Origin of the sequence: Sphingomonas kyungheensis (assembly GCF_037120395.1) — a bacterium.
Taxonomy (GTDB): Bacteria; Pseudomonadota; Alphaproteobacteria; order Sphingomonadales; family Sphingomonadaceae; genus Sphingomonas; species Sphingomonas kyungheensis.
In genome coordinates this window covers 424,759-447,388 of the sequence record NZ_JBBBDM010000002.1, presented here as the reverse complement: position 1 = coordinate 447,388, position 22,630 = coordinate 424,759, and the positions used below count along the sequence as shown (strand labels likewise).

General features: G+C 68.2%; 23 protein-coding genes and 2 tRNA genes. 12 read left to right on the top strand and 13 right to left on the bottom strand.

What is annotated here, in order from left to right; all coding sequences use genetic code 11:
* Positions 1 to 63 precede the first annotated feature (63 nt).
* The 5 genes from V8201_RS06165 to V8201_RS06145 form a co-directional block, all read right to left on the bottom strand.
* Positions 64 to 861: a transporter gene (locus V8201_RS06165; RefSeq protein WP_336544741.1), complete on the bottom strand. Its 798-nt coding sequence runs from the start codon at positions 859 to 861 to the stop codon at positions 64 to 66.
* Positions 858 to 1,628 (bottom strand): exodeoxyribonuclease III, encoded by a 771-nt coding sequence (gene xth / locus V8201_RS06160; protein WP_336544740.1) that lies wholly within the window; start codon positions 1,626 to 1,628, stop codon positions 858 to 860. Before xth ends, V8201_RS06165 begins: the two co-directional genes overlap by 4 nt.
* A 3-nt stretch (positions 1,629 to 1,631) precedes the next feature.
* Entirely contained in the window at positions 1,632 to 1,967 is a 336-nt protein-coding gene (gene erpA / locus V8201_RS06155) for an iron-sulfur cluster insertion protein ErpA (protein ID WP_037530349.1), read from the bottom strand.
* A gap of 63 nt (positions 1,968 to 2,030) precedes the next feature.
* On the bottom strand, positions 2,031 to 3,269 hold the full coding sequence (locus V8201_RS06150; RefSeq protein ID WP_336544739.1) for an SLC13 family permease: 1,239 nt from the start codon (positions 3,267 to 3,269) through the stop codon (positions 2,031 to 2,033).
* A 259-nt stretch (positions 3,270 to 3,528) separates the two neighbouring features.
* A complete protein-coding gene (locus tag V8201_RS06145) occupies positions 3,529 to 4,785 on the bottom strand; it encodes an MFS transporter (RefSeq protein ID WP_336544738.1) in 1,257 nt (418 codons plus the stop codon).
* 410 nt (positions 4,786 to 5,195) lie between these two features.
* On the opposite strand from V8201_RS06145, the gene V8201_RS06140 reads away from it, so the two are divergent.
* From V8201_RS06140 to V8201_RS06125, 4 genes are all read left to right on the top strand, one after another.
* Complete coding sequence (locus tag V8201_RS06140; protein ID WP_336544737.1) at positions 5,196 to 6,944, top strand: DEAD/DEAH box helicase; 1,749 nt, start codon at positions 5,196 to 5,198, stop codon at positions 6,942 to 6,944.
* A 6-nt stretch (positions 6,945 to 6,950) separates the two neighbouring features.
* Entirely contained in the window at positions 6,951 to 7,403 is a 453-nt protein-coding gene (locus V8201_RS06135; protein WP_037530342.1) for a YaiI/YqxD family protein, read from the top strand.
* 92 nt (positions 7,404 to 7,495) lie between these two features.
* Positions 7,496 to 7,786, top strand: coding sequence for a hypothetical protein (locus tag V8201_RS06130; protein WP_336544736.1), 291 nt, complete (start codon positions 7,496 to 7,498; stop codon positions 7,784 to 7,786).
* A gap of 207 nt (positions 7,787 to 7,993) precedes the next feature.
* Positions 7,994 to 8,413 (top strand): hypothetical protein, encoded by a 420-nt coding sequence (locus V8201_RS06125; RefSeq protein ID WP_037530338.1) that lies wholly within the window; start codon positions 7,994 to 7,996, stop codon positions 8,411 to 8,413.
* 262 nt (positions 8,414 to 8,675) lie between these two features.
* Here V8201_RS06125 and lepA read toward each other — a convergent pair whose 3' ends face one another.
* Positions 8,676 to 10,499, bottom strand: coding sequence for a translation elongation factor 4 (gene lepA / locus V8201_RS06120; protein WP_037530336.1), 1,824 nt, complete (start codon positions 10,497 to 10,499; stop codon positions 8,676 to 8,678).
* Between the two features lie 196 nt (positions 10,500 to 10,695).
* On the opposite strand from lepA, the gene V8201_RS06115 reads away from it, so the two are divergent.
* The gene (locus tag V8201_RS06115; protein ID WP_373276465.1) at positions 10,696 to 11,577 is read left to right on the top strand and encodes a CsgG/HfaB family protein; all 882 of its coding nucleotides are present in this window, start codon (positions 10,696 to 10,698) and stop codon (positions 11,575 to 11,577) included.
* 33 nt (positions 11,578 to 11,610) lie between these two features.
* Here the strand turns inward: V8201_RS06115 and V8201_RS06110 are convergent, their stop codons facing one another.
* Both V8201_RS06110 and pnuC read right to left on the bottom strand, forming a co-directional pair.
* Positions 11,611 to 12,135, bottom strand: a complete 525-nt coding sequence (locus V8201_RS06110) for an AAA family ATPase (RefSeq protein WP_037530335.1) — start codon at positions 12,133 to 12,135, stop codon at positions 11,611 to 11,613.
* Positions 12,132 to 12,704 (bottom strand): nicotinamide riboside transporter PnuC, encoded by a 573-nt coding sequence (gene pnuC / locus V8201_RS06105; RefSeq protein WP_271300848.1) that lies wholly within the window; start codon positions 12,702 to 12,704, stop codon positions 12,132 to 12,134. The genes V8201_RS06110 and pnuC overlap by 4 nt, the downstream gene beginning before the upstream one ends.
* Before the next feature lie 141 nt (positions 12,705 to 12,845).
* Between pnuC and V8201_RS06100 the strand changes: the two genes are divergently transcribed.
* Positions 12,846 to 12,922: transfer RNA gene (locus V8201_RS06100), tRNA-Pro, on the top strand.
* Positions 12,923 to 13,092: 170 nt separating this feature from the next.
* Here the strand turns inward: V8201_RS06100 and V8201_RS06095 are convergent.
* Complete coding sequence (locus V8201_RS06095) at positions 13,093 to 13,677, bottom strand: hypothetical protein (RefSeq protein WP_336544734.1); 585 nt, start codon at positions 13,675 to 13,677, stop codon at positions 13,093 to 13,095.
* 117 nt (positions 13,678 to 13,794) lie between these two features.
* The gene (locus V8201_RS06090; protein WP_336544733.1) at positions 13,795 to 14,034 is read right to left on the bottom strand and encodes a hypothetical protein; all 240 of its coding nucleotides are present in this window, start codon (positions 14,032 to 14,034) and stop codon (positions 13,795 to 13,797) included.
* Between the two features lie 292 nt (positions 14,035 to 14,326).
* Between V8201_RS06090 and V8201_RS06085 the strand changes: the two genes are divergently transcribed.
* From V8201_RS06085 to V8201_RS06075, 3 genes are all read left to right on the top strand, one after another.
* Complete coding sequence (locus tag V8201_RS06085) at positions 14,327 to 14,965, top strand: acyltransferase (RefSeq protein ID WP_271300458.1); 639 nt, start codon at positions 14,327 to 14,329, stop codon at positions 14,963 to 14,965.
* A 120-nt stretch (positions 14,966 to 15,085) separates the two neighbouring features.
* Positions 15,086 to 15,162: transfer RNA gene (locus V8201_RS06080), tRNA-Arg, on the top strand.
* A gap of 24 nt (positions 15,163 to 15,186) precedes the next feature.
* Positions 15,187 to 15,639, top strand: coding sequence for a hypothetical protein (locus V8201_RS06075; protein ID WP_271300457.1), 453 nt, complete (start codon positions 15,187 to 15,189; stop codon positions 15,637 to 15,639).
* A 101-nt stretch (positions 15,640 to 15,740) separates the two neighbouring features.
* On the opposite strand, the gene V8201_RS06070 is transcribed toward V8201_RS06075, so the two are convergent.
* Positions 15,741 to 16,403, bottom strand: coding sequence for a cysteine hydrolase family protein (locus V8201_RS06070; RefSeq protein WP_336544732.1), 663 nt, complete (start codon positions 16,401 to 16,403; stop codon positions 15,741 to 15,743).
* Positions 16,404 to 16,471: 68 nt separating this feature from the next.
* Between V8201_RS06070 and dinB the strand changes: the two genes are divergently transcribed.
* The gene (dinB, locus tag V8201_RS06065) at positions 16,472 to 17,563 is read left to right on the top strand and encodes a DNA polymerase IV (RefSeq protein WP_037530330.1); all 1,092 of its coding nucleotides are present in this window, start codon (positions 16,472 to 16,474) and stop codon (positions 17,561 to 17,563) included.
* Positions 17,564 to 17,596: 33 nt separating this feature from the next.
* On the opposite strand, the gene V8201_RS06060 is transcribed toward dinB, so the two are convergent.
* Complete coding sequence (locus V8201_RS06060) at positions 17,597 to 19,843, bottom strand: S9 family peptidase (RefSeq protein WP_336544913.1); 2,247 nt, start codon at positions 19,841 to 19,843, stop codon at positions 17,597 to 17,599.
* 197 nt (positions 19,844 to 20,040) lie between these two features.
* On the opposite strand from V8201_RS06060, the gene rplK reads away from it, so the two are divergent.
* Together rplK and rplA are read left to right on the top strand one after the other, a co-directional pair.
* Positions 20,041 to 20,472 carry a 50S ribosomal protein L11 gene (gene rplK / locus V8201_RS06055; RefSeq protein ID WP_017978227.1) on the top strand — a complete coding sequence of 144 codons (432 nt, stop codon included), beginning with the start codon at positions 20,041 to 20,043 and terminating at the stop codon, positions 20,470 to 20,472.
* Between the two features lie 3 nt (positions 20,473 to 20,475).
* A complete protein-coding gene (rplA, locus tag V8201_RS06050; RefSeq protein ID WP_336544731.1) occupies positions 20,476 to 21,168 on the top strand; it encodes a 50S ribosomal protein L1 in 693 nt (230 codons plus the stop codon).
* A gap of 560 nt (positions 21,169 to 21,728) precedes the next feature.
* Here rplA and V8201_RS06045 read toward each other — a convergent pair.
* Positions 21,729 to 22,574, bottom strand: a complete 846-nt coding sequence (locus V8201_RS06045; protein ID WP_336544730.1) for an oxidoreductase — start codon at positions 22,572 to 22,574, stop codon at positions 21,729 to 21,731.
* Positions 22,575 to 22,630 lie beyond the last annotated feature (56 nt).

Genomic DNA, 22,630 nt, shown 5'->3' with positions numbered 1-22,630 from the left:
AGGTATAGGCGGTGGCAGCCGCGCTGTACTAGCCCCTCCCCTTTGGCGGAGGGGCTGACGGTATCAGAACCGCCGCGAAATACCCGCCGCCAGCTCCATGTCCGGCGCGGCGCCGTTGAGGCCGAAGGTCGACTGGACGTCGAATTGCCAGTCCTTCTTGGGTCGCCAGGTGAGCGACGCGGCGCTCAGCCATTGCGTCGCGCTATCGTCCGGATCCTCGTCGCGGATCACCTGCGCCTCGAGCGACAGCGCCACCGTCTTGTTGAGCTTGATCGTCGTGCCGCCGGCGCTGCTGTAGCGCAGATGGCGGCCGGCGCGCTCCTCGTCGGGCTGGGCGTCGATCTCCGGCGTCGCGTCGAGCTGGACGGTATCGTTGAGGCGATAGGTCACCGGCAGCAGCACGCCGCCGCCGGCGACGCGCGATCCGATCGTGCTGCCGCCGACCGGCAGCGTGACGAACGGCAGCACCGCCACCGCCAGCCCCTTGCCGTCGGGATGAAGTAACCCGGCCTTGAACCCGAGCGAGACGTCGCCGCTCTCGTCGAAGCGATCGATCTGACCGGTCTGGCGATCGCGCTGACGTTCGTGACCGAAGGGGGTCCAGCCGATCCGCGCCTCGATCCGGTCGGTGATGCCGACGCGGACCAGCGTATCCGCGATCAGCACCGTATCGGTGCGGCTGTCGGGCTGGCGATCGAGCGTCCAGTCGACCACGCCGGTCTCGACCGACACCTTGCCGCGATCGATGATGCAGGCCGGCGTATCCAATCCCGGCCGTTCGGGGCAATAGCTGCGCTGCGCCAGCGCGGGGGTGGCGACCACCGTCAGCGCGACGCCCCCCGCCGCGGCGATCCGCCTCACGTCAGCCGCACCCAGGTCGGTGCGTGATCGCTGGCCTTGTCGCGGCCGCGATAGTCCTTGTCGACGCCGGCATCGACCAGCCGGTCGGCAGCCTGCGGGCTGAGCAGCAGGTGATCGATGCGGAAGCCAGCGTCGCGCTGCCACGCCCCCGCCTGATAGTCCCAGAAGGTCCAAACGCCGCCGGTCGGGTGGCGGGTGCGCAGCGCATCGGTCCATCCCTGCGCGAGCAGCCGCCGATAGGCGGCGCGGCTTTCGGGCTGCATCAGCGCGTCGCTCGCCATCGCGCGCACCGAGAAGGTGTCGTCGTCGTTGGGGATGACGTTGTAATCGCCCATCAGCACCGTCGGCACCTCGGCGTCGAGCAGCGTGCGGGCATGCGTCGCCAGCCGCTCCATCCAGCGCAGCTTATAGTCGAACTTGGGGCCGGGCTGCGGATTGCCGTTGGGCAGGTAGATGGAGGCGACGACCAGCCCGTCGACCTCGCATTCGAGATAGCGGCTGTGCTCGTCCTCCGCCTCGCCCGCGAGACCGCGCTGGCGTTCGACCGGCACCTGGCCGCGCGCGAGCACCGCGACGCCGTTGAACCCCTTCTGGCCATGCCAGACCGCGCCATAGCCCAGCGCTTCGATATCGGCATGCGGGAAGCTATCGTCGCTGCTCTTGATCTCCTGCAGGCAGACGATGTCGGGCTGCTGTTCGGTGAGATATTCGAGCAACCGGGGCAGGCGCGCCTTGATCCCGTTGACGTTGTAGGTGACGAGCTTCAACCGTCAGATCGCAAAGCTGGAGCCGCAACCGCAGCCCGAGGCGGCGTTGGGGTTGTCGACGCGGAACGCCGCACCGCCGAGCGATTCGACGTAATCGACCTGGCAGCCGCGGACGAGGTCGATGCTGACGCTGTCGACGACCAGCCGCACGCCGTCCGTCTCGGCGATCACGTCGTCGCCGTCGGGCGCGTCGGCGAAGCCGAACTTGTACTGGAAGCCCGAACAGCCGCCGCCGTCGACCGACAGGCGAAGGATCGCCGGCTTGTTCTGCTTGCCGGCGATCGTCGCGACGCGTCGCGCCGCGGCAGGGGTGAGCAGGATGTCGGGTGACGTGGCCATGGGGCGGAGATAGGCGCGCGATCGTGGCGGGGCAAGTTCGCTCCGCGTGCCGGCGCCGCCCCCTCACCCGATCAGCACGCGCACCCCGATGGCGAGGATCAGCGCCGGCACGGTGGTGAGCACGCCGACGCGCAGGAATTGCCCGAAGGTGACGTCCTCGCCCTCGCGCCGGATCGCGATCAGCCAGAGGATCGTCGCGAGCGAGCCGGTGATCGACAGATTGGGACCGAGGTCGACGCCGATCAGCAACGCATCGACGATCAGCGCCGGCGGGTGGGCCGCCGCGATCGTCTGCGCGGCGATCAGGCCGGCGGGGAGGTTGTTGACGAGATTGGCGCCGACCGCGAGCAACCCGCCCGCCCCCGCCGCGGCGAGGCGCGGGTCCTGCGCCGCCGCCGCGGAGAGCTGCCCGGCGAGCCAGCCGATCAGCCCGGTCTCGGCGAGCGCCTCGACCATCACGAACAGCCCGGCGACGAGCAGCAGCACCAGCCACGACACGCCCTTGACCAGCGGCAGCGGCGACTGCCGGGCGCGCAGCTGCACGGCGAGCGCGGTGGCGACGCCGGCGCCGAAGGTCGGCCAGCCGAGATCCCAGCCGAGCGCCGAGGCGACGGTCAGCAGCACCGCCGTCGCGCCGATGCCGGCGAGCGCGACGCGGCCATTGCCCTCCAGCGCGACGCTCTCGCCCTGTTCGGCACTGCCCGACAGATCGCTGCGGAACAGCCAACGCAGCCCCGCATAGGTCGCGCCGATCGCGAGCAGCGACGGCAGCGCGAAGGCGGCGAGCCAGGCGCCGAGCCGCGGCAGGTCGCTGGCGTAGAGCACGAGGTTGGCGGGATTGGAGATCGGCAGCACGAAGCTCGCCGCATTGGCGACGAGCGCGCAGGCGAACAGCAGCGGCAACGGCTTGACCTTGGCGCGCTGCGCCACCGCATAGACCGCAGGGGTGAGCACCACCGCGGTGGCATCGTTGGAAAGGAAGGTGGTGACCGCGACGCCGACGAGGAAGACGAGCGTGAACAGCCGCACCGCCGATGCCTTCGCCCCCGCCGCGGCGCGATGCGCGACCCAGTCGAACACGCCGTGCGTCCGCGCCGCCTCGGACAGCAGCATCATGCCGATCAGGAACAGATAGACGTCGCTGCCCTTGAGCACCGCCGCCCAGGCATTGGCCGGCGCGATCAGCCCGAAGGCGAGCAGTAGCAGCGCCCCGCCGACCGCCCAGACCGCCTCGGGCCAGCGGAACGGGCGGACGATCACCCCGGCGGTGGCGGCGGCGCAGATCGCGGCGGTGGCGATCATCGCGCGACGGGTCTTGGTTCGAGGGTGGTCATCATGTCGGTTCCTGCCGGTCGGCGGTGTCTAAGCCGAAGAATGGAAGCAGCGGCGGGCTTTATCCTGCCATCATAGAAAGACGTCTCGCCCCGCTCGTCATCCCCGCGCAGGCGCTGATCCAGACGCGTCGGCCTGCCCGAGGTTCGAAAGGACCGCGGGCATGGATCCCCGCCTGCGGAGGGATGAGGAATGGAGGATGATGGTGGCGCCGCCGCCCTGCCCGCCCTCACGCCGGCTTCGTCTCTGGCATCGCCAGCGCGTAGAGTGCGAGGCCGACGCCGGCGACCGCGGCGAGCGTCAGGAAGCTCGCCGCATAGCCGCCGCCGACGATGATCGTCCCCGCCAGCGTCGCGCTCAGCGCCGCGCCGAGGCCCTGTGCGGTGGCGACCGCACCCTGGCTGACGTTGAACCGGCCGGTGCCCTTGGTCAGGTCGGCGATCACCACCGGGAACAGCGCGCCGAAGATGCCGGCGCCGACGCCGTCGAGCGCCTGCACGCCGACCAGCCACCACGGATCGTCGGACAGGGTGTACAATGCCCCTCGCGCCGCGAGCACGGCGAACGCCACCAGGAACAGCGGCTTGCGGCCCCATTGATCGACGTTCCGGCCGACCAGCACCGCCACCGGCACCATCACCAGCTGCGCCGCGACGATACAGGCCGCGGTCAGCGAGGTCGCCGAATCCTTGCCGACCGTCTTGGCGAGCAATTGGCTCACCGAGGTCAGCATCGCGGCATTGGCAAGGTGGAAGAGGAAGGCGATCACCGCGAACAGCAGCAGCGGCTTGTTCTCGACCAGCACCTTCCAGCCGCCGGGCTGCTCGCAGCCCTCGTCCGTCTCGCAATCGAGCCGGCGGGCGACGGCATTGTCGATATCGTCGTTGCGGATGCGCATCGCCGCGAAGATGCTCGCGACGGTCAGCCCGCCCATCAGCCAGAAGACCACGACCGGCCCGAACTTCCATGCCAGCGCCCCGGCGAGTGCCGCCGAGACGGCGTTGCCGGCATGGTTGAACGCCTCGTTGCGCCCGACCCGCTTGGAGAACAGCTTCGGGCCGACCAGCCCCAGCGTGATCGCGCTGATCGCCGGTGCGAACACCGCGCCCGCGACGGCGGCGACGGACTGCGTCGTCGCGACCATCGCGAAGCCATGAACGAACGGCAGCGAGATGCTGCTCAGCGTCACCAGCAGCGCCGCCAGGATGACGATGCGCGGCTTGTTGCGGCTGCGGTCGATCAGGCCGCCGGCGGGCGTCTGCGACACCAGCCCGACGATCCCCGCGACGGTCAGGACGACGCCCACCGTCGCCTCGTTCCAGCCATGCGCCGGCCCGCGCACCGCGAGCAGATAGATGGCGAGATACGGCCCGAGCCCGTCGCGCACATCGGCCAGGAAGAAGTTGAGCGCATCGAGCGTCCGCCCGGCGTCGGCCGGTCTGGCGTTGCGGCCGCCGGTGGCGGCGGAAGGGGCTAGGCTGGCCATCGGCGGTCTCCACCGCGTCCAGCCACCCGAGGCTTACGCGTTGCCGCTCAACGAGACGCGGTGCGAGTTGATCCCGCTTCGGACCGATAAATGTTATCCGTCATGGCCGATCGGGGACAAGACGCTGCAATTCGAGCCGATAGGCGGCAGCGAGTTGCGCGAAGCACCGATTCAGAGTAGGGGATGCGGTGCGGCCTCGCTCGGCCTCGGCTTCGCGGATTAGGCGGTGCAGGGTCTCTGGGGTCACGGAAACGGCCATGATGCGCGCGTTACAAGCGCCACATTGCGTCCGTATTGCCGCCCGCGATTGGCCCGCGATTTCAACATCGCGATTGTACTGTCCTCTGCCGCGCCCCGGTTCTGGCCTCGTGCCAAGCCGTCGGGGCGCCGCTTTCCGTTAGGTTGCCCCAATGCCCTTTTCCTCCCTTCCCCCCCTGCTCGGCCAGGCGCTCGTCGCGCGCGGCTATGAAGCGCCCACCGCCGTCCAGGCCGCGGTGATCGAACCCGAGGCCGCCGGCCGCGATCTCGTCGTCTCCGCCCAGACGGGTTCGGGCAAGACGGTCGCCTTCGGCCTCGCCATGGCCGGCGAGCTGATGGCGGACGGCACGCTGCCGCCGCCGGGCAAGCCGCTCGCACTCATCATCGCGCCGACGCGCGAACTCGCGCTCCAGGTCAGCCGCGAGCTGATGTGGCTGTACAAGGAGGCGCATGCCCGCATCGCCACCTGCGTCGGCGGCATGGACGCGAGCAAGGAGCGCCGCTCGCTGAGCCACGGCGCGCATATCGTCGTCGGCACGCCCGGCCGGCTGCGCGACCATCTCGAGCGCGGCGCGCTCGACCTTGCCAGCCTGCGCGTCGCGGTGCTCGACGAGGCGGACGAGATGCTCGACATGGGCTTCCGCGAGGATCTCGAACAGATTCTCGACTCCTCGCCCGACGAGCGCCGAACGCTGATGTTCTCGGCGACGATGCCGCGCCCGATCGTCGCGCTCGCCAAGCGCTACCAGCGCGATGCGCTGCGCATCTCGACGGTCGGCGAGGATCGCGGCCATGGCGACATCGCCTATCAGGCGGTGACCGTCGCGCCCGCCGACATCGAACATGCCGTCATCAACCTGCTGCGCTTCCACGAGGCGGAGACGGCGATGCTGTTCTGCGCGACGCGCGACAACGTCCGCCACCTCCACGCCAGTCTGGTCGAGCGCGGCTTCGCGGCGGTCGCGCTGTCCGGCGAGCACAGCCAGAACGAGCGCAACCAGGCGTTGCAGGCGCTGCGCGACCGGCGCGCCCGCGTCTGCGTCGCCACCGACGTCGCCGCGCGCGGCATCGACCTGCCGAGCCTCAGCCTCGTCGTCCACGTCGAGCTGCCGCGCGATGCCGAGACGCTCCAGCATCGCTCGGGCCGCACCGGCCGCGCCGGCAAGAAGGGCACGGCGGTGCTGATCGTGCCCTATCCGCGCCGCCGCCGCGTCGACATGATGCTCAAGCAGGCGAAGATCGCCTGCGACTGGATCAAGGCGCCGTCCGCCGACGATATCCGCGCGCAGGATCGCGAGCGGCTGATCACCACGCTGCTCGCGCCGATCGAGTTCGACGAGGAGGATCGCGCGCTCGCCGCGCGCCTGATCGCCGAGAAGAGCCCGGAGGATATCGCCGCCGCGCTGGTCCACGCGCATCGCGCCGCCATGCCGCAGGCGGAGGATCTGCTCGACAGCGCCGCGCCGCAGCAGTCCGACCGGACGCAGGGCCACCGCCCCGGCTTCGAGGATACCGTCTGGTTCCGCATGGACATCGGCCGTCGCCAGAATGCCGACCCGCGCTGGCTGCTGCCGCTGATCTGCCGCCGCGGCCATATCACCAAGGCGGAGATCGGCGCGATCCGCATCAACCCGAACGACACGATCTTCGAGGTGCCGCGCACCGTCGCCGATCGCGTGCTCGCCAGCGTGCAGCGTACCGCTAATCCGGAAAGCGACGAGGGCAGCCTGCAGATCGTCCCCTTCACCGGCAATCCGCGTGAGGCGGGCGGCCGCGACCGCGCCGACCGGGCCGAGCGCGCGCCGCGCAGCGGAACGGGCGCCCCGCGCAGCCGCACCGGCACCGGCGGCGCACCCGCGCGGCATCAGGCCAAGCCGTATCGCAAGGGCCCGCGCGGCTAAGCGGCGATGACGGGCGTGCGCATATTGGTCGATGCGGACGCCTGTCCGGTCAAGGACGAGGTCTACAAGGTCGCCTGGCGCCGCGCGGTGCCGGTGACGATCGTCAGCAACAGCCATTTGCGCATTCCCGCGCATCCGCTGATCACCCGCATCGTGGTCGGCGACGGCTTCGACGCCGCCGACGACTGGATCGCCGCGGCGGCGGATGCGCAGGCGGTGGTGATCACCGCCGACATCCTGCTCGCCGACCGCTGCCTGAAAGCGGGTGCGACGGTGCTGGCGCCGACCGGCAAGCCATTCACCACCGCCTCGATCGGCAGCGCGATCGCCACCCGCGCGATCATGGCCGACCTGCGCGCCGGCGGCGACCAGGTCGGCGGGCCAAAGCCCTTCGCCGCCGCCGACCGCAGCCGGTTCCTGCAGGCGCTGGACACGGCGTTGGTGCGGTTGACGCGGTGACATCGCCTGCGACGCTTCTAGGCTGAACGGTTCTGCCGACGCTCTGTCTATAATTAGACGTAGCAAAGACGTTCTAGGTCGAGAAGGCTGCGATGTCCTATCCTCTGCATATTGGCGGCACTACGCCAAATGTTGTTCAAACCATTGGCATCCGGGCGGCTATCGCTCCGCTTGCGGTGGCCAATGCATTCTCTCGCGCGGATGATTGGGCAGCCGCCTTTCTCAAGGAAGCGAAGAAGACGCCTTTCGACCGGATCAGGGATAACATTCTCGCCCGCCACCATTTCACCAAAGAGCAGTTCGCCGCTCTGCCAAAGAATGAGCGGGAAAGCATCGAGCAAGAGATACGGGAAGCCATCAAGCGTGTGTTGGCAGCAGGTTAACAACCGGTTCGAGATGAACCGCTAGAGACGAATGTTTTCGGCGACGGATCGACGGTGCTTCGGTGGATCGGGGGGTCGTTGTCATCATGCCGTGACCCGAGCCCAGCGGGTCGCTTAGCCGATCTCCCCACGATCGTACCGCCCCCGTTACGGGAACCAACCTCCCCGCCGCCCATTATCGCGGGCATCTTGCGAGGAGTATTCGCCATGGTTCGTTCCGTCCTGATCGGCGTCGCGCTGATCGCCGCCCTTCCCGTCGCCGCGCAGACGACGACGTCCGCGCCCTCCACCGCCGAGCAGCAGCGCGACGATGCCGTCGCGGCGCAGACCGCGCCGGAAACCGCCGCGGCCAACCAGCATGTCGATGCGGTCGCGCGGTTCGATACGGGGGCGGTCACCGCGGTGAACGCCGCCAATGAGGCGCGCTATCAGCGCGACGTGCGGCGGTATCGCGCGGCGATGCGCGCCCGTCGGCAGACGATCGCGGCCGACACCGCGCTGCAAGCCGATCGCGAGCGAGCCTATGCGATGGCGATGGCCGATTGGCGCGATCAGGTTGCGGCGTGCAAGCGCGGCAAGTCGCGCGCGTGCAAGATGCCGAGCCCCAACCCTGCCAGCTATATGTGATCGGTGGCGGTGATATCCATTTGACGTGACGCGTGGCGCTCACCGCCACGCGGTCCGCAGTCACCGCACCCGCCGCTCCGGCGGAATTGGGTTAGCGCATTTCGCTCATGGTCGACACGCCGTACCGGGTCTGGCGTATCAACTCTTGGGTTTCTAATCCGCCGTCGCCAATCTGCACGGGCCGCCGACGACCTGTACCGGCCGGTCGCCGGTCCCATTTGTCAAAGCGTCTTCGGATCGCCAGAGCCTGGGCCGCCTGCCCCTATCCTTCGTCACCCATGCGCAGCGCAGCGATAAAGGCTTCCTGCGGGATGCTGACGCTGCCGTATTCGCGCATCTTGGCTTTGCCCTTCTTCTGCTTCTCGAGCAGCTTGCGCTTGCGGGTCGCGTCGCCGCCATAGCATTTGGCGGTGACGTCCTTGCGCATCGCGCTGATCGTCTCGCGCGCGATCACCTTGCCGCCGATCGCCGCCTGGATCGGGATCTTGAACAGATGCCGCGGGATCAGCTCCTTCAGCCGCTCGACCATGCCGCGGCCGCGCACCTCGGCCGTGCCGCGGTGGACGATCATCGACAAGGCGTCGACCGGCTCCTCGTTGACGAGGATGCTCATCTTGACGAGGTCGCCCTCGCGATAGCCGATCTGCGTATAGTCGAAGCTGGCATAGCCCTTCGACAGCGATTTCAGCCGATCGTAGAAATCGAACACCACTTCGTTGAGCGGCAGTTCGTAGGTCGCCTGCGCGCGGCCGCCGACATAGGTCAGATTCTTCTGGATGCCACGGCGGTCCTGGCACAGCTTGAGGATCGATCCGAGATATTCGTCGGGCACGTAGATCGTCGCATTGATCCACGGTTCGCTGATCGTCTTGATCTTGTTGACGTCGGGCATGTCGGCGGGATTGTGCAGGTCGATCTGCGTGATGCCGGCCGGATCGGGATGGGTCAGCTCGATCTGATAGACCACCGACGGCGCGGTGGTGATCAGGTCGAGGTCATATTCGCGCGTCAGCCGCTCCTGGATGATCTCCAGATGCAGCAGGCCGAGGAAGCCGCAGCGGAAGCCGAAGCCGAGCGCGGCGCTGGTCTCCATCTCGAAGCTGAACGACGCGTCATTGAGCCGCAGCTTGGAGATGCTCTCGCGCAATTTCTCGAAGTCGTTGGCGTCGACCGGGAACAGGCCGCAGAAGACGACCGGCTGGACCTCCTTGAAGCCCGGCAGCGCCTCGGCGGCGGGGCGCTTGCTGTCGGTCAGCGTGTCGCCGACGCGCGCCTGGGCGACGTCCTTGATCTGCGCGGTGATGAAGCCGATCTCGCCCGGGCCGAGGTCGGTGAGCTGCTCGATCTTCGGCCGGAAGCAGCCGACGCGATCGACCAGATGCGTCGTGCCCGCCTGCATGAAGCTGACCTGCTGCCCCTTGCGCAGCACGCCCTGCATCACCCGGACGAGGATGACGACGCCGAGATACGGATCATACCAGCTGTCGACCAGCATCGCCTTCAGCGGCGCGTCGGCATCGCCCTTGGGCGGCGGGATGCGGGTGACGATCGCCTCGAGGATCTCGTCGATGCCGATCCCCGACTTGGCGCTGGCGAGCACCGCCTGCGACGCGTCGATGCCGATCACGTCCTCGATCTCCTTGCGGACCTGTTCGGGCTCGGCGGCGGGCAGATCGATCTTGTTGATCACCGGCACGATCTCGTGGTCGTGCTCGATCGACTGATAGACGTTGGCGAGCGTCTGCGCCTCGACGCCCTGCGCGGCGTCGACGACCAGCAGCGCGCCCTCGCAGGCGGCGAGGCTGCGGCTCACCTCATAGGCGAAGTCGACGTGGCCGGGCGTGTCCATCAGGTTGAGCGTGTAGGTGACGCCGTCCTTGGCGGGATAGGACAGGCGCACGGTCTGCGCCTTGATGGTGATCCCCCGCTCCTTCTCGATCTCCATATTGTCGAGCACCTGGCTCGACATCTCGCGGTCGGAGAGGCCGCCGGTGCGCTGGATCAACCGGTCGGCGAGCGTCGACTTGCCATGATCGATATGCGCGATGATCGAGAAGTTACGGATGGTGTCGGGGGAGGTCGTCATAAGGCCCCGCGCCTAGCGCACGATCCGCCCGGGTGCTAGATGCCGAAGGCTCCGCGACGCCGATCAAAGGGGGCTCCTGTGGCGGTGTCCCGAGCATGATCAACGCTTGGGGAGAATCAGAAAAGTTAGGAAGCAACAGCTTATCGCCGCATTGGCCGGCGTGTGCCTGGTCGTGTCCAGCGCGGATGCGCAGAAACTGGCGCGCGAATCGGTCGGTCAGAAGCTTCAGGACAAGACCGCCGCCGAGGTGCCGCACTGCCTGCGCAAGCTCGGCACGCGGGCGATCGCCGACGGCGACGATCCGCGCTGGTGGACGCAATATGATCTCGCGCCGCCGTCGAAGCTGCTCAAGGTGCTCGTCCAGCGTTCGGGCTGCTTCAACCTGGTCGATCGCGGCACCGGGCTCAACGCCGCGCAGATCGAACGCAACATCGGCGGCAATCTCGGCCTGCAGCGCGGCGCCAACGTCGGCCAGGGCCAGATCAAGGCGGCCGATTACGTGCTCGTCGCCGAGATCCAGGGCGCCAACAGCAACGTCAGCGGCAACGGCATCGCCGGCGCGGCGGGCGGGCTGATCGGCGGCGCGATCGGTGGTCTGCTCGGCGGGCTCAAGAGCAAGAAGATGGAGGCGAACACCGTCCTGTCGCCGACCAACGTCCGCACCACCGAAACGATCGCGACCGAAGAGGGCTATGCCGCCAAGAACAACCTCAGCTTCGGCGGTGGCGGCTTCCTGTCGGTCGCCGGGGCGGCGGGCGGCGGCTATGACAATACCGACATGGGGCGGATCGTCACGCTGTCGTTCATCCAGGCGTATAGCAAGCTCGTCACCGGGCTCGGCCAGGTCACGCCGGGATCGGCCGGTACTGCCGAGGCGACTCCCAAGAAGACCTTCACCGCCCAGGCCCCCGTCGCGCTGCGCGCCACCGCGACGCCCGCGAGCAAGGTGCTGCGCGCGCTGCCGGTGGGCGCGATCGTCTATCCGACCGGCAAGCAGGACGGCCTGTGGTGGGAGGTCGCCGACGAGAACGACAATGTCGGCTGGGTGCTCAACACCAAGCTGGCGCCGTCGAGCTGATCCGACCGGGGGAGCGCCGCGCTCCCCCAACCCTCACCCCTGCGCGAGCGATTCGATCCCGCGCAGCGCGCTGAGATAACGCGCCGAGCCCTGTCCCGAAACCAGTGCCCAGGGCAGCCGGCGCTCCTCCAGCACCGCCTTGCTGAGCTCGAAGAATTTGCGCCGCGCCGCCTCGTCGCCGAACATCCGCGTGCCATCCTCGACCCAGGGCAGGTCGATGTCGAAGAGCAGGTAGATGTCGGCGGTGTTGGTCCAGGTCGTGAACCAGGGATCGCGACGGTGGAACAGCATCTCCGCCCAGACCGCGGTCATCAGCGGGTCGGTGTCGGTGATCACCGGATAATTGCGGTCGGCGAGGGCATGGCGGACCTTGGCGTCATGGCCTTTGCCGATCTCGACCAGATCGGCCATCGTCAGGTCGGTGCCGAACGCCTCGGTATAGGCGCGGCCGAACTCGGCGACGCACGGCGCCCCGCCGAAATGTTGCGACAGACGCGGCAACATCGTCGACTTGCCGGTGCTTTCCGGGCCATGCAGACAGATCGAGCGCGGAATCATGCGCGAACCTTTCCTTCTTGCCGCACTGCCGCCCGGCGCCAGTCGATCCACCCCCAGATCGCCAGGCCGAGCAGCACGGCGTAGAGCGCGGCGGTGATCCACAGCGCCTTGGCCGCATAGAGCGGCACACTGCCGACATCCACCGCGATCCACAGCCACCAGCTCTCGATCACGCGCCGGGCCTGCAACCATTGCGCCGCGACCGAGGCGATCGCCAGCGCCGCGTCCCACCACGGATAAGCGGCATCGGTGAACCGGTGCATCAGCAGCCCCCAGCCCCAGGCCGCGGCGACGATCGCCACGAGCCAGCCGATGCGCGCGACGGGTGCGAGTCGCGTGACGATCACCGTCCCCGCCGTCGCGCGGCTGTGCGCCCAGTTGCGCCAGCCGTAGAGATTGGCGGCGAAGAACACGCCCTGCAGCAGCGCATCGCTGTACAGGCGCGCGGTCGCGAAGACCCAGGCGTAGATCGCCACCGCGACCAGCGCGACCGGATAGTTCCAGACGCTGCGCCGCGCGACCAGCGCGACGTTGACGATGACGAGGGCAGCGGCGAGCGCTTCGACCATGTTCACGCCGCCGCCCCTAGAGCCTCGTGCGACGATTTCGCAAGCATGCGAATCCGGCGCTTGCATCCCCCTTCGACGCTGGCTATAGGCGCGCCTCCAAGCACGGACGGACCCTTTCGAAGGGCACCGGACGGACTCCGTCGGGGAGTAGCTCAGCCTGGTAGAGCACTGTCTTCGGGAGGCAGGGGCCGGAGGTTCGAATCCTCTCTTCCCGACCATTTTCTAAGCCGCGCACATTCCCCCATGCGGGGCCGCGGCCTCCCTTCTCAGATATAACCTTACGAGAACCAGCGCGGCGCGGGACGCTCGCGTGTACGGGAATTATGGGGATTCCGCTGGACACCGTCAGGGCGGAAGCGACGCCGCGCCCCCGCCCCTGCCGAACGACTCAATTGTGCGGGATCTTGGATCGATCGAAGTTCGGCCCGAGGTCGATCAGGAAGGCCGGCCCGACCTCGATCACCTGCTTGGCACCCGCGAGTTGCACGAACAGGTTCGCCTTGCCCGGCGCATAGGCCTCGTTCGCAACGCCTGACACATAATAGCGCTTCCACGTCGGACCGACCTTGATCGGCTCGCTGGTGATCGGCGTATAGGGCGGTGCGGCGCCACCGACCCCGACCGGGATCGTGATCGGCGCGGCGTCGGTGGCATTGGGTGCGCGCAGGAAGATCATCACCATCATCGTATCGCCCGCCGCGATCGGCTTGATCGTGGGATAATTGGCGCCGCTGTCCCAGACGTTGGCGCCGGCCTTGGCCACCTTGATCTGCACCGCATTGCCGCCGGGCACCTCGGCCGCCGCGACCTGTCGAGCGGTCTGATTGGGGCCGTAGGGCATCCAGCCGATCCCCGGCGCATTGACCGCCTTGTCGAAGATGCTGGGTTGCGCCGCCGGTGCCGGGGCCGGCACGGCCTGGTCAGGCGCACCCGACGCCAGACCGGCGACGAACATCGCGAATGTTCCGATCATCATCCTTCTCCCTGTCCCGGTCGAGTCTGCCCGATCCGGCGGCGGCGAGTGTAACGATGTCGGCGATTGTGCCAAGCCGGTCCGGCCCTATTGCAGGCCACCGCCGCCGCGGGACGATCAGCGCCGCCGGTGCACGATGCCGACACCCTGCCGCGCCCATTTCGCCCGCGTCATGCAGGTCGGCGCCGGCGTATTAGGCCGCGGATCGCGCATCGTGTCGGAGAAGAAGCGGATGCAATAGACGTCGCGCGCCGGCTTGTACGACACGGCATAGGCGCGGGCATCGGCATGGGCGCCCACCGGCGACAAGGCTGTCGTCAGTGCCAGCATCAGGATCGGCATCTGGTCATAAGGCATGATCGTCTCCCCGACAGGCCATCGGTGGACGATGGTCATCGCGATCCGCCATGCGATAAGTGTGCCATATCAGTGATACACCCGCAGGTGGCATCGCGGCGCTTACCGATCCCTTCGTATTGGCGGATCACACCCCGTTTCGGCGGGCACCGCCACCCGGACGGTCGATCGGTGGATTCGCGGGGCGAGTGGGGGAACGACTGAATGACAAATCGTTCATTAACCTATATGTCAGCCTTGCTGTCTGAGCGACAGCAAGATTCCTTCTGGCGCCATAGGGAGCGAAAGCCTCATGCCCGAGACGAAATGGAAACGGACGAAGCTGCGCTCCGTCATCCTTCGCGTACAGGGATCGCGTTTCCTGTCCGACCGGATGCGACGCGCTTTGCTCAACTTCGCCGGTGCCCGCATCCATCCGACGGCGACGGTGCGGCATTCCTGCTGGCTCGCCTCCGCCGACCTCGTCATGGGGCGCAATGCGATGCTCAACAACGAAGCCTATTTCGACGGCGGCGACACGCTGACGATCGAGGACGGCGCCCGCGTCGCGGCGCGCTGCACCTTCACCGCGAGCAGCCATCCGCATAGCGGCGATCCGGCGCGCCGCTCGTCGCCGTCGATCGAGGTCGCGCCGATCACGATCAAGGCCGGCACCTGGGTGATGGCGGATTGCACGATCAATCCCGGCGTGACGATCGCGCCTGGCTGCATCATCGGCGCCAAGTCGCTGGTCACCGAGGATACCGAGCCCAACGGCCTCTACCTCAACATGGCCAGCGCCTCGGGCACCGTCCGCGCCCGCCGTTTCCGCACGCTCGCGAACCGCAGCGATCCGTCATGGCGCGACGGCAAGGCGCCCGCGCAGCCCAAGCAGCCGGCGCGTGAGCCGGTCGGCACATTCGCGGGCCAAGGAGTCCGCCGCGTCGCCTGACGCGCATTTCGCGCTTGCATAACCGCGGCGCTTTGGCCAAAGCCGCTCGCACACCCTGTCTTCGGGAGGCACGGTGGTTCATGACTTCCCGATCGGCTGCGGCATCTGCCGCGGCCCCAAGCGCCCGTAGCTCAGCTGGATAGAGCATCAGACTACGAATCTGAGGGTCGGACGTTCGAATCGTTCCGGGCGCGCCATTTCTGACTTGTCATAGCGGAGCCATGTCGGTGGTCGACAAGAGCTGGGGAACGCCCTCGCCTGCCGGGCTGCGGGTACGCAGCAATCTGGGTCTCGACGATCGCGCCGCCCAACGCGCCGCCGCCCGCGAGGCGCGGGCGCAGGCGCGTGCGGGTGAGAGCGAACAGCGGCTCAAGGACCGCACCGCCGCCCGCGAGCAAGAGGCCCGCGCCCGAGAGGCCGCGCGCGAAGAGCGGCGCGTGGCGGAGCAGCAGCTCGCCGAGGGCGATCCGCATGCCGCCGCGGCGCAGCGGCGTCGTGGATCCGGTCGCAAGGACGTGGTGCGCGAACAGCGCGATACGCGTGGCTACACGACGGTGGTCGATGTCGCGCGGATGCGCGAACTCGCCAAGCGCGGCGCGTCGGTCGCCGGACTGGCCGGCGCGTTCGGAGTCAGCGAAGAGGAGGTCCGGGCGGCGCTCGCCGACGCCGAATAGGCGCGGTATGTCAGCGCGCGCGGCGGAGCGAGACGAGCTGGACGATCAGGCTGAACACGGCGATTTCCCATCGATGCCGCGGGATCGCGGCGTCGACAGGCCTATGTCGCCGCGGGATTTCCGCGACAATTGCAACCTCGGTCATCCCGATTGCACGACGGACAATCGTGTCGGTTCGCGGCGGCGATCCATGCGTCGAGCGTGAAGGCGTCGGTCGGCCGCGTTTCCGCCTGCATGCTGTTCTTCATGATCTCGAGCGCCCAGCGGGTGCGATCGGGATCGTCGCCCGCCACGCCGTCCGCCGGCACCCACAGCTCATATTGCCGCATATGCGCATCCGCGGCGGTGAACAGCACGCAGATGTCGGCGGCGACACCGGTCAGCACCAGCCGACTCGCGGCGAGCTGCGGCAGCAACACCGGCAGGTTGGTCGCGTAGAAGCCGGAGAATTGCGGTTTGATGACGAAATAATCGCTGTCGCGCGGGCGCAGCGCCTCGGTCAGCGTGCGCCCCGGCGTGTCGCGCGACAGCGCCGTCTCGACCAGCCGGTCGCGCTGCGAATGCCACTGGCCGTCATTGTCGTTGACGTAGATCACCGGCACCCCCGCCCGATCCGCCGCATCGCGAAGCGCCAGGATCGGGGCGACCGCCGCCTCCGCCGCCGGGCGCAGGCGCTCCGCCCCGTCGAAGTCGAGCGCATTGACCATGTCGATGATGACGAGGGCGGTGTGGCCCGCGGCGGCGGGCAATCGGGGTTGGGCCATGACCGTCCCCTACCCCCATTCGTCGCACGCCGCCTTGATCTGTCATGATTTTGGAACGAAACGGGATCATGGCCGATGCCGAACCGGTTCCGCAGCGCAAGATCATCCATGTCGACATGGACGCCTTTTTCGCGTCGGTCGAACAGCGCGACGATCCGACGCTGCGTGGCCGACCGGTCGCGGTCGGCGGATCGCGCGCGCGCGGCGTCGTCGCAGCGGCGAGCTACGAGGCGCGCGCCTTCGGGGTGCGATCGGCGATGCCGTCGGTGACGGCGATCCGCCGCTGTCCCGATCTCGTCTTCGTGCGGCCGCGGTTCGAGGTCTATCACGCGGTCTCGCAGCAGATCCGCGCGATCTTCGCCGATTATGCCGATGCCGTCGAACCGCTGTCGCTCGACGAGGCCTATCTGGACGTGACGGCCGACGTGCGCGGTCTGGGGTCGGCGAGCGCGATCGCGGAGGAGATCCGCGCGCGCATCCGTGCCGACACCGGCCTCACCGCCTCCGCCGGAGTGAGCTACAACAAGTTCATCGCCAAGCTCGCCTCCGACCAGAACAAGCCCGACGGGATCTGCGTCATCCCGCCGCACAAGGGCGCGGCCTTCGTCGCGTCGCTGCCGGTCAAGCGCTTCCACGGCGTCGGCCCCGTCACCGCCGCGCGGATGGAGCAGCTCGGCATCCACACCGGTGCCGATCTGCGCGACCGGCCGCTGCCCTTCCTCCAGGCGCATTTCGGCTCCTACGCCCAGTATCTTTATGCTGCGGCGCGCGGCGAGGATCACCGCCCGGTCCGCTCGCATCGCGTCGCCAAGTCGGTCGGCGCGGAGCGGACGTTCGAGACCAACCTGACCGATCGCGCCGAGCTGCATGCGGCGCTGGCGCGCGTCGCCGAGGCGGCATGGGTCCGCATCGAACGGTCGGGCGCGCGCGGACGGACGGTGACGCTCAAGCTGCGGCATGCGGATTTCCGCACGCTGACCCGCGCCCGCTCGCTCACCGCGACGGTCGGCGATCCCGCCGCCTTCCTGCGGATCGGCGGGGAGCTGCTCGACGCGCTGCTGCCGGTGCCGGACGGCGTGCGACTGCTCGGCCTGACGCTGTCGGGCATCGTCCGCGACGGCGAGGTGGCGGCGGCGGAACAGGCGAGCCTGCCGCTCTAGCGCGGCGCGCGACCGGTCCGGCGGGGGAGCCGCTCACCGCCCGCCGGGCGGCAGGTTCGTCTCGAGATAGCGCGTCATCAGCGAATAGAGGTGCAGGCTGGTGCCCGGCTTCTCGTAGATGCCGTGGGTACGGTCGGGATAGGCCATCATCGTGAACGGCTTGTTCGCGGCGATCAGCCGGTCTTCGAGCTGTTCGAGATTCTGGTAATGGACATTGTCGTCGCCGGTGCCGTGAATCATCAGCAGATTACCCTTGAGCCCGTCCGCATAGGTGATCGGCGATCCCGCCTTGTAGCCCGCCTCATTGTCCGACGGCAGGCCCATGTACCGCTCCTGATAGACAGTATCATACAGCGTCTGGTCGGAGACCGCCGCGACGGCGATGCCGGTGCGGAACAGGTCGGGAAAGCGGAACATCGCGTGCAGCGTGCTCGACCCGCCGCCGCTCCAGCCCCAGATGCCGATCCGCGTCGCGTCGATATAAGGCCGCTCGGCGATCAGCCTGCGGACGCCCGCGGCATAATCCTCCGGTCCGATCACGCCCAGGCGGCGGTAGATGCTCTTGCGCCAGTCGCGCCCGCGCGGCGTGTTGGTGCCGCGCGGATCGATGCTCGCGACGATATAGCCGCGTTCGGCGAGCATCCGGTGCCAGAGGGCGGTGTTGCCGCCCCAGACGTCCGCCACCGTCTGCCCCCAGGGTTCGCCATAGACCTGGAACAGCACCGGATAGCGCTTCTTCGGGTCGAAGCCCGCGGGCTTGAGGAGCCACGCATCGACCGACACGCCCTTGCCGAGATCGAGCCGGGTGAACTCGACCGGCGCGAGCGGCTCGTGCGCCACTTCGTCGGCGAGCGCGGCGTTGCGCGCCAGCACGCGGACCGGCGCCTGCGTGGTCAGGTCGATCATCTCGGTCACCGGCGGCCGATCGAATGCCGAGACGGTGTGCCGCGCCCAATGCCCGCCGGGCGCGATGTCGTAGCTGTGCGTCCCCGCCTGCCCCGCCGGCGTCACCCGCTCGACGTGCGGCGCGCCGGTCAGCGTCGCGCGATACAGGTAGCGCTGCGTCGGATTGTCGGGCGAGGCGATGAACCAGGCGGCGTTTTGCGCCGCGTCGACCCGCAGCAGGCTGACGACATCGAACTTGCCCGGGGTGCGCAGGTCCATCGTCTTGCCGTCGGCGGAGGCAATATAGAGGTGCCGCCAGCCATCACGCTCGCTCAGCCAGGTGAAGCGCTTGCCATCGTCGAGCCAGGTCGGATCGTCATTCGCCTCGACCCAGGCGGCGTCGCGCTCGGTGAACACGGGTCGCGTCGTACCGGTCGCCGGATCGGCGAGCAGCAGCTGATAGCTGTTCTGCAGGCGGTTGGCATATTGCAGGAAGACCTTGCCGCTGCTGCCGGCCCAGCTCATCTGCGGCACGTAATTCTGGCGCGGATCGCCGGCGAGCGTGATCCAGTGCGTCGCGCCGCTGGCGACGTCGACGGTGCCGACCCGCACCGCCGAATTGGTCGTGCCGACCTTGGGATATTGCAGCGGGATCGGCCGCGAATATTGGCCGACGGTGTTGGTGATGAGGTAGAAGGTGCCGACGCCGGCGGTATCGAAGCGCCAGAAGGCGATCGTCTTCGAATCCGGGCTCCACGACCACGCCTTGCGCAGCGAGAATTCCTCTTCGTACACCCAGTCGCCGAGCCCGTTGACGATCAGGTCGTTGCCGTCACGGGTCAACTGGCGCGGCGGCGCGTCACCGGCGGTCGGCTCGACATAGAGGTTGTTGCCGCGGACATAGGCGATGCGGCTGCCGTCGGGCGAGAATTCGGCATAGAGCAGGCTGGCGGCCGGGGCATCGCCGCCGATCCGCCGCAGCTTGCGCGTCGTCAGGTCGAACAGCCAATAGTCGCCGAGCGCGCGCGTGCGGCGGAAGCGCTGGCCGTTGGTCAGGATCAGCAGCCGCTTGCCGTCGGCGGACCAGGCGTAATGCTGGATCTCGACCGGCTTGCCCGTCGCCGGCACGACGAGATCGCGTGCAGCGACCAGCACGGTGCGCCCGTTCCGCGCGACGTCGTAGCGGACGAGGTCGGTGCCGCCGGCGATCGCCGACGACCGTTCGATCGCGTCGAAGCCCTTGCCGTCCACGGTCCATTCCCCGCCTTCGACGGTATCGGTCGGGATCGGATTGCTGCCGAAGATGCGCTCCACGGTGAGCGGCGCGGACTGGCCGGCGGCGAGGCCGGGCTGAACCAGAGCCGCGAGACCGGCGAACATCAGGGCGCTGCGCATCGTCTTCAAATCAACCCTCCTCCAGGAACCGCCTGCTTATATCACCTCCGGCCGATCGTATACGCTCCTCGCCGGATAGCGGTCGCTTGCTTCGGCTTGCGCTTTCCGCTAACGGCCGCCGCTTCCACGCCTCGGCTGGATGCTTGCGGGAGGGCGGAGACGCCCGCTGGGACCGCTAAACTTGAAACGAGAGTGACATGGCAAAGAAGATCACAGGTTACATCAACCTGCAGGTTCCTGCAGGCGACGCCAAGCCCGCCCCGCCGATCGGCCCGGCCCTGGGTCAGCGCGGCGTCAACATCATGGAATTCTGCAAGGCGTTCAACGCGCAGACCACCGACATGGACAAGGGCACGCCGCTGCCCACCAAGATCACCGTCTATGCCGATCGTTCGTTCAGCTTCGAGATCAAGACGCCGCCGGCGTCGTTCCTGATCAAGAAGGCCGCCGGCCTGAAGTCGGGTTCGAAGGAGCCGGGCAAGGTCGTCGCGGGCAAGATCGCGCGCAGCAAGCTCGCCGAGATCGCCCAGACCAAGATGAAGGATCTGAACGCCAACGACATCGAGGCTGCGACCAAGATCATCGAAGGCTCCGCCCGCGCGATGGGCCTCGAAGTGACGGAGGGCTGATAGATGGCCAAGCTGACCAAGAAGCAGAAGGCGAACACCATCTCGTCGGAGACGCTGCACGGCGTCGACCAGGCGATCGCGCTCGCCAAGGAGAACGCCACCGCCAAGTTCGACGAGACGATCGAGGTCGCGCTCAACCTCGGCGTCGATCCGCGCCACGCCGACCAGATGGTCCGCGGCGTCGTGACGCTGCCCGCCGGCACCGGCAAGACGGTGCGCGTCGGCGTCTTCGCCCGCGGCCCCAAGGCTGACGAAGCGCGCGCCGCCGGCGCCGATGTCGTCGGTGCGGAAGACCTGATGGAGACGATCCAGGGCGGCACGATCGAATTCGATCGCTGCATCGCGACCCCGGACATGATGGGCGTCGTCGGCCGCCTCGGTAAGGTGCTGGGTCCTAAGGGCCTGATGCCGAACCCGAAGCTCGGCACCGTGACGATGAACGTCGCCGAAGCGGTCAAGGCCGCCAAGGGCGGTCAGGTCGAGTATCGCGTCGAGAAGGCCGGCATCATCCACTCGGGGATCGGCAAGGCGTCGTTCACGCAGGAAGACCTGCGTCGCAACTTCGACGCGCTGGTCGATGCGGTGGTCAAGGCCAAGCCGTCGGGCGCCAAGGGCAAGTATGTCCGCAAGGTCGCCGTCAGCTCGACGATGGGCCCGGGCATCCGCGTCGACACCGCCGAGGTGGCCGGCGCGTAAGCGTCGCCCGCTTGCAGTGAATAGGAGAAGGGCCGGGAGCGATCCCGGCCCTTTTTCTATGGGTGCTACTCCGGCCTAGACAATGCTCCCGCGGAGGCGGAAGCCCAGTTTTCTTTTCGCCGCAGGCCGCTGTTCCGCTTGGCCACTGGATTCCCGCCTGCGCGAGACTACTGGTGGTTTGCGGAGCGCCGGGCGACTTCGCCGAAAGTCTTCGCCTCGCCGGGAGACTTTCACCTTCAGGTCACTTGATCGCATCGACAACCCTCCGCGCCTCCGCGCCTCCGCGCGAACGCAAATCCTCGGGCTGCCCGTGCGATCATGATTCACGCGAAGGCGCGAAGCCGCAAGGAAGAGCGTTCACGCGGAGGCGCGGAGGCGCGGAGAAACTATATGGACAGAGGCACTTCGCCTTGCCGTGCTCTTGAGCAAGGCTAGACCGGTGCCGGGTCGCAACAGCTTCGCGTCTTCGCGTCTTCGCGCGATCATCCCCGTAAAAGGTTGATACTCGGGTGGAGCGCGAACGCCGCCGCTCGCCTCACCCCAACCGCCCGCCGCGACGGCTATTCCGGAAAGTCCGCCCCCAGCGCGGCGTCGCGCAGGCCTTCGATTTCCGCCAGCCGCTCCCGCAACTTGGCCGTCACCGCCTCATAGCCGAACTTGCCGAGCACCAGATGCCGCGGCGGCGTGTCCGCCTCGGCGGCGGCGATGATCGCCTCGCCGGCGCGGACCGGATCGCCCGCCTGTTCGCCGCTGATCTGCCTGGTCGACTCCATCCGCTTGCCTGCGGTGTCGGCATAGTCGGCGATCCGTACCGGCGTCTGCTGGAGCGAACGACCGGCCCAGTCGGTGCGGAACGGCCCCGGCTCGACGCAGATGACGGCGATGCCGAGCGGCGCGACCTCGGCGAGCAGGCTGTCCGACCAGCCCTCGACCGCATGTTTGGACGCGGCATAATAGCCCGAGCCCGGAAAGCCGATCAGCCCCGCGACCGAGGTGAAGTTGATGACGTGGCCCGATCGCTGCACGCGCATCAGCGGCAGCACCGCGCGGGTCAGCGCGAACAGGCCGAAGACGTTGGTGTCGAACTGCGCACGGATCGCCGCCTCTTCGCCTTCCTCGATGCTCGCCTGATAGCCATAGCCGGCATTGTTGACGAGCACGTCGATGCGGCCGAAGCGCGCCTCGGCCGCCGCGACCGCCGCCGCCACCTGACCGGCATCGTTGACGTCGAGCGCCAGTGCCAGCGCGCGGTCCTCTGCCTCCGCCGCCAGATCGGCGACGCGCTCCGCATCCCGCGCGGTGACGACGACACGCCAGCCGCGCGCCAGCACCAGCTTTGCCAGATCGCGACCGAAACCGGTCGAGCAACCGGTGATGAACCAGACGGGGGCGGAAGGCAGTGTCATCGGGAACCTCGGTGCGATCGGGAGCAAACCGGAGCAATGCGGCAGCGCGAGCCGGG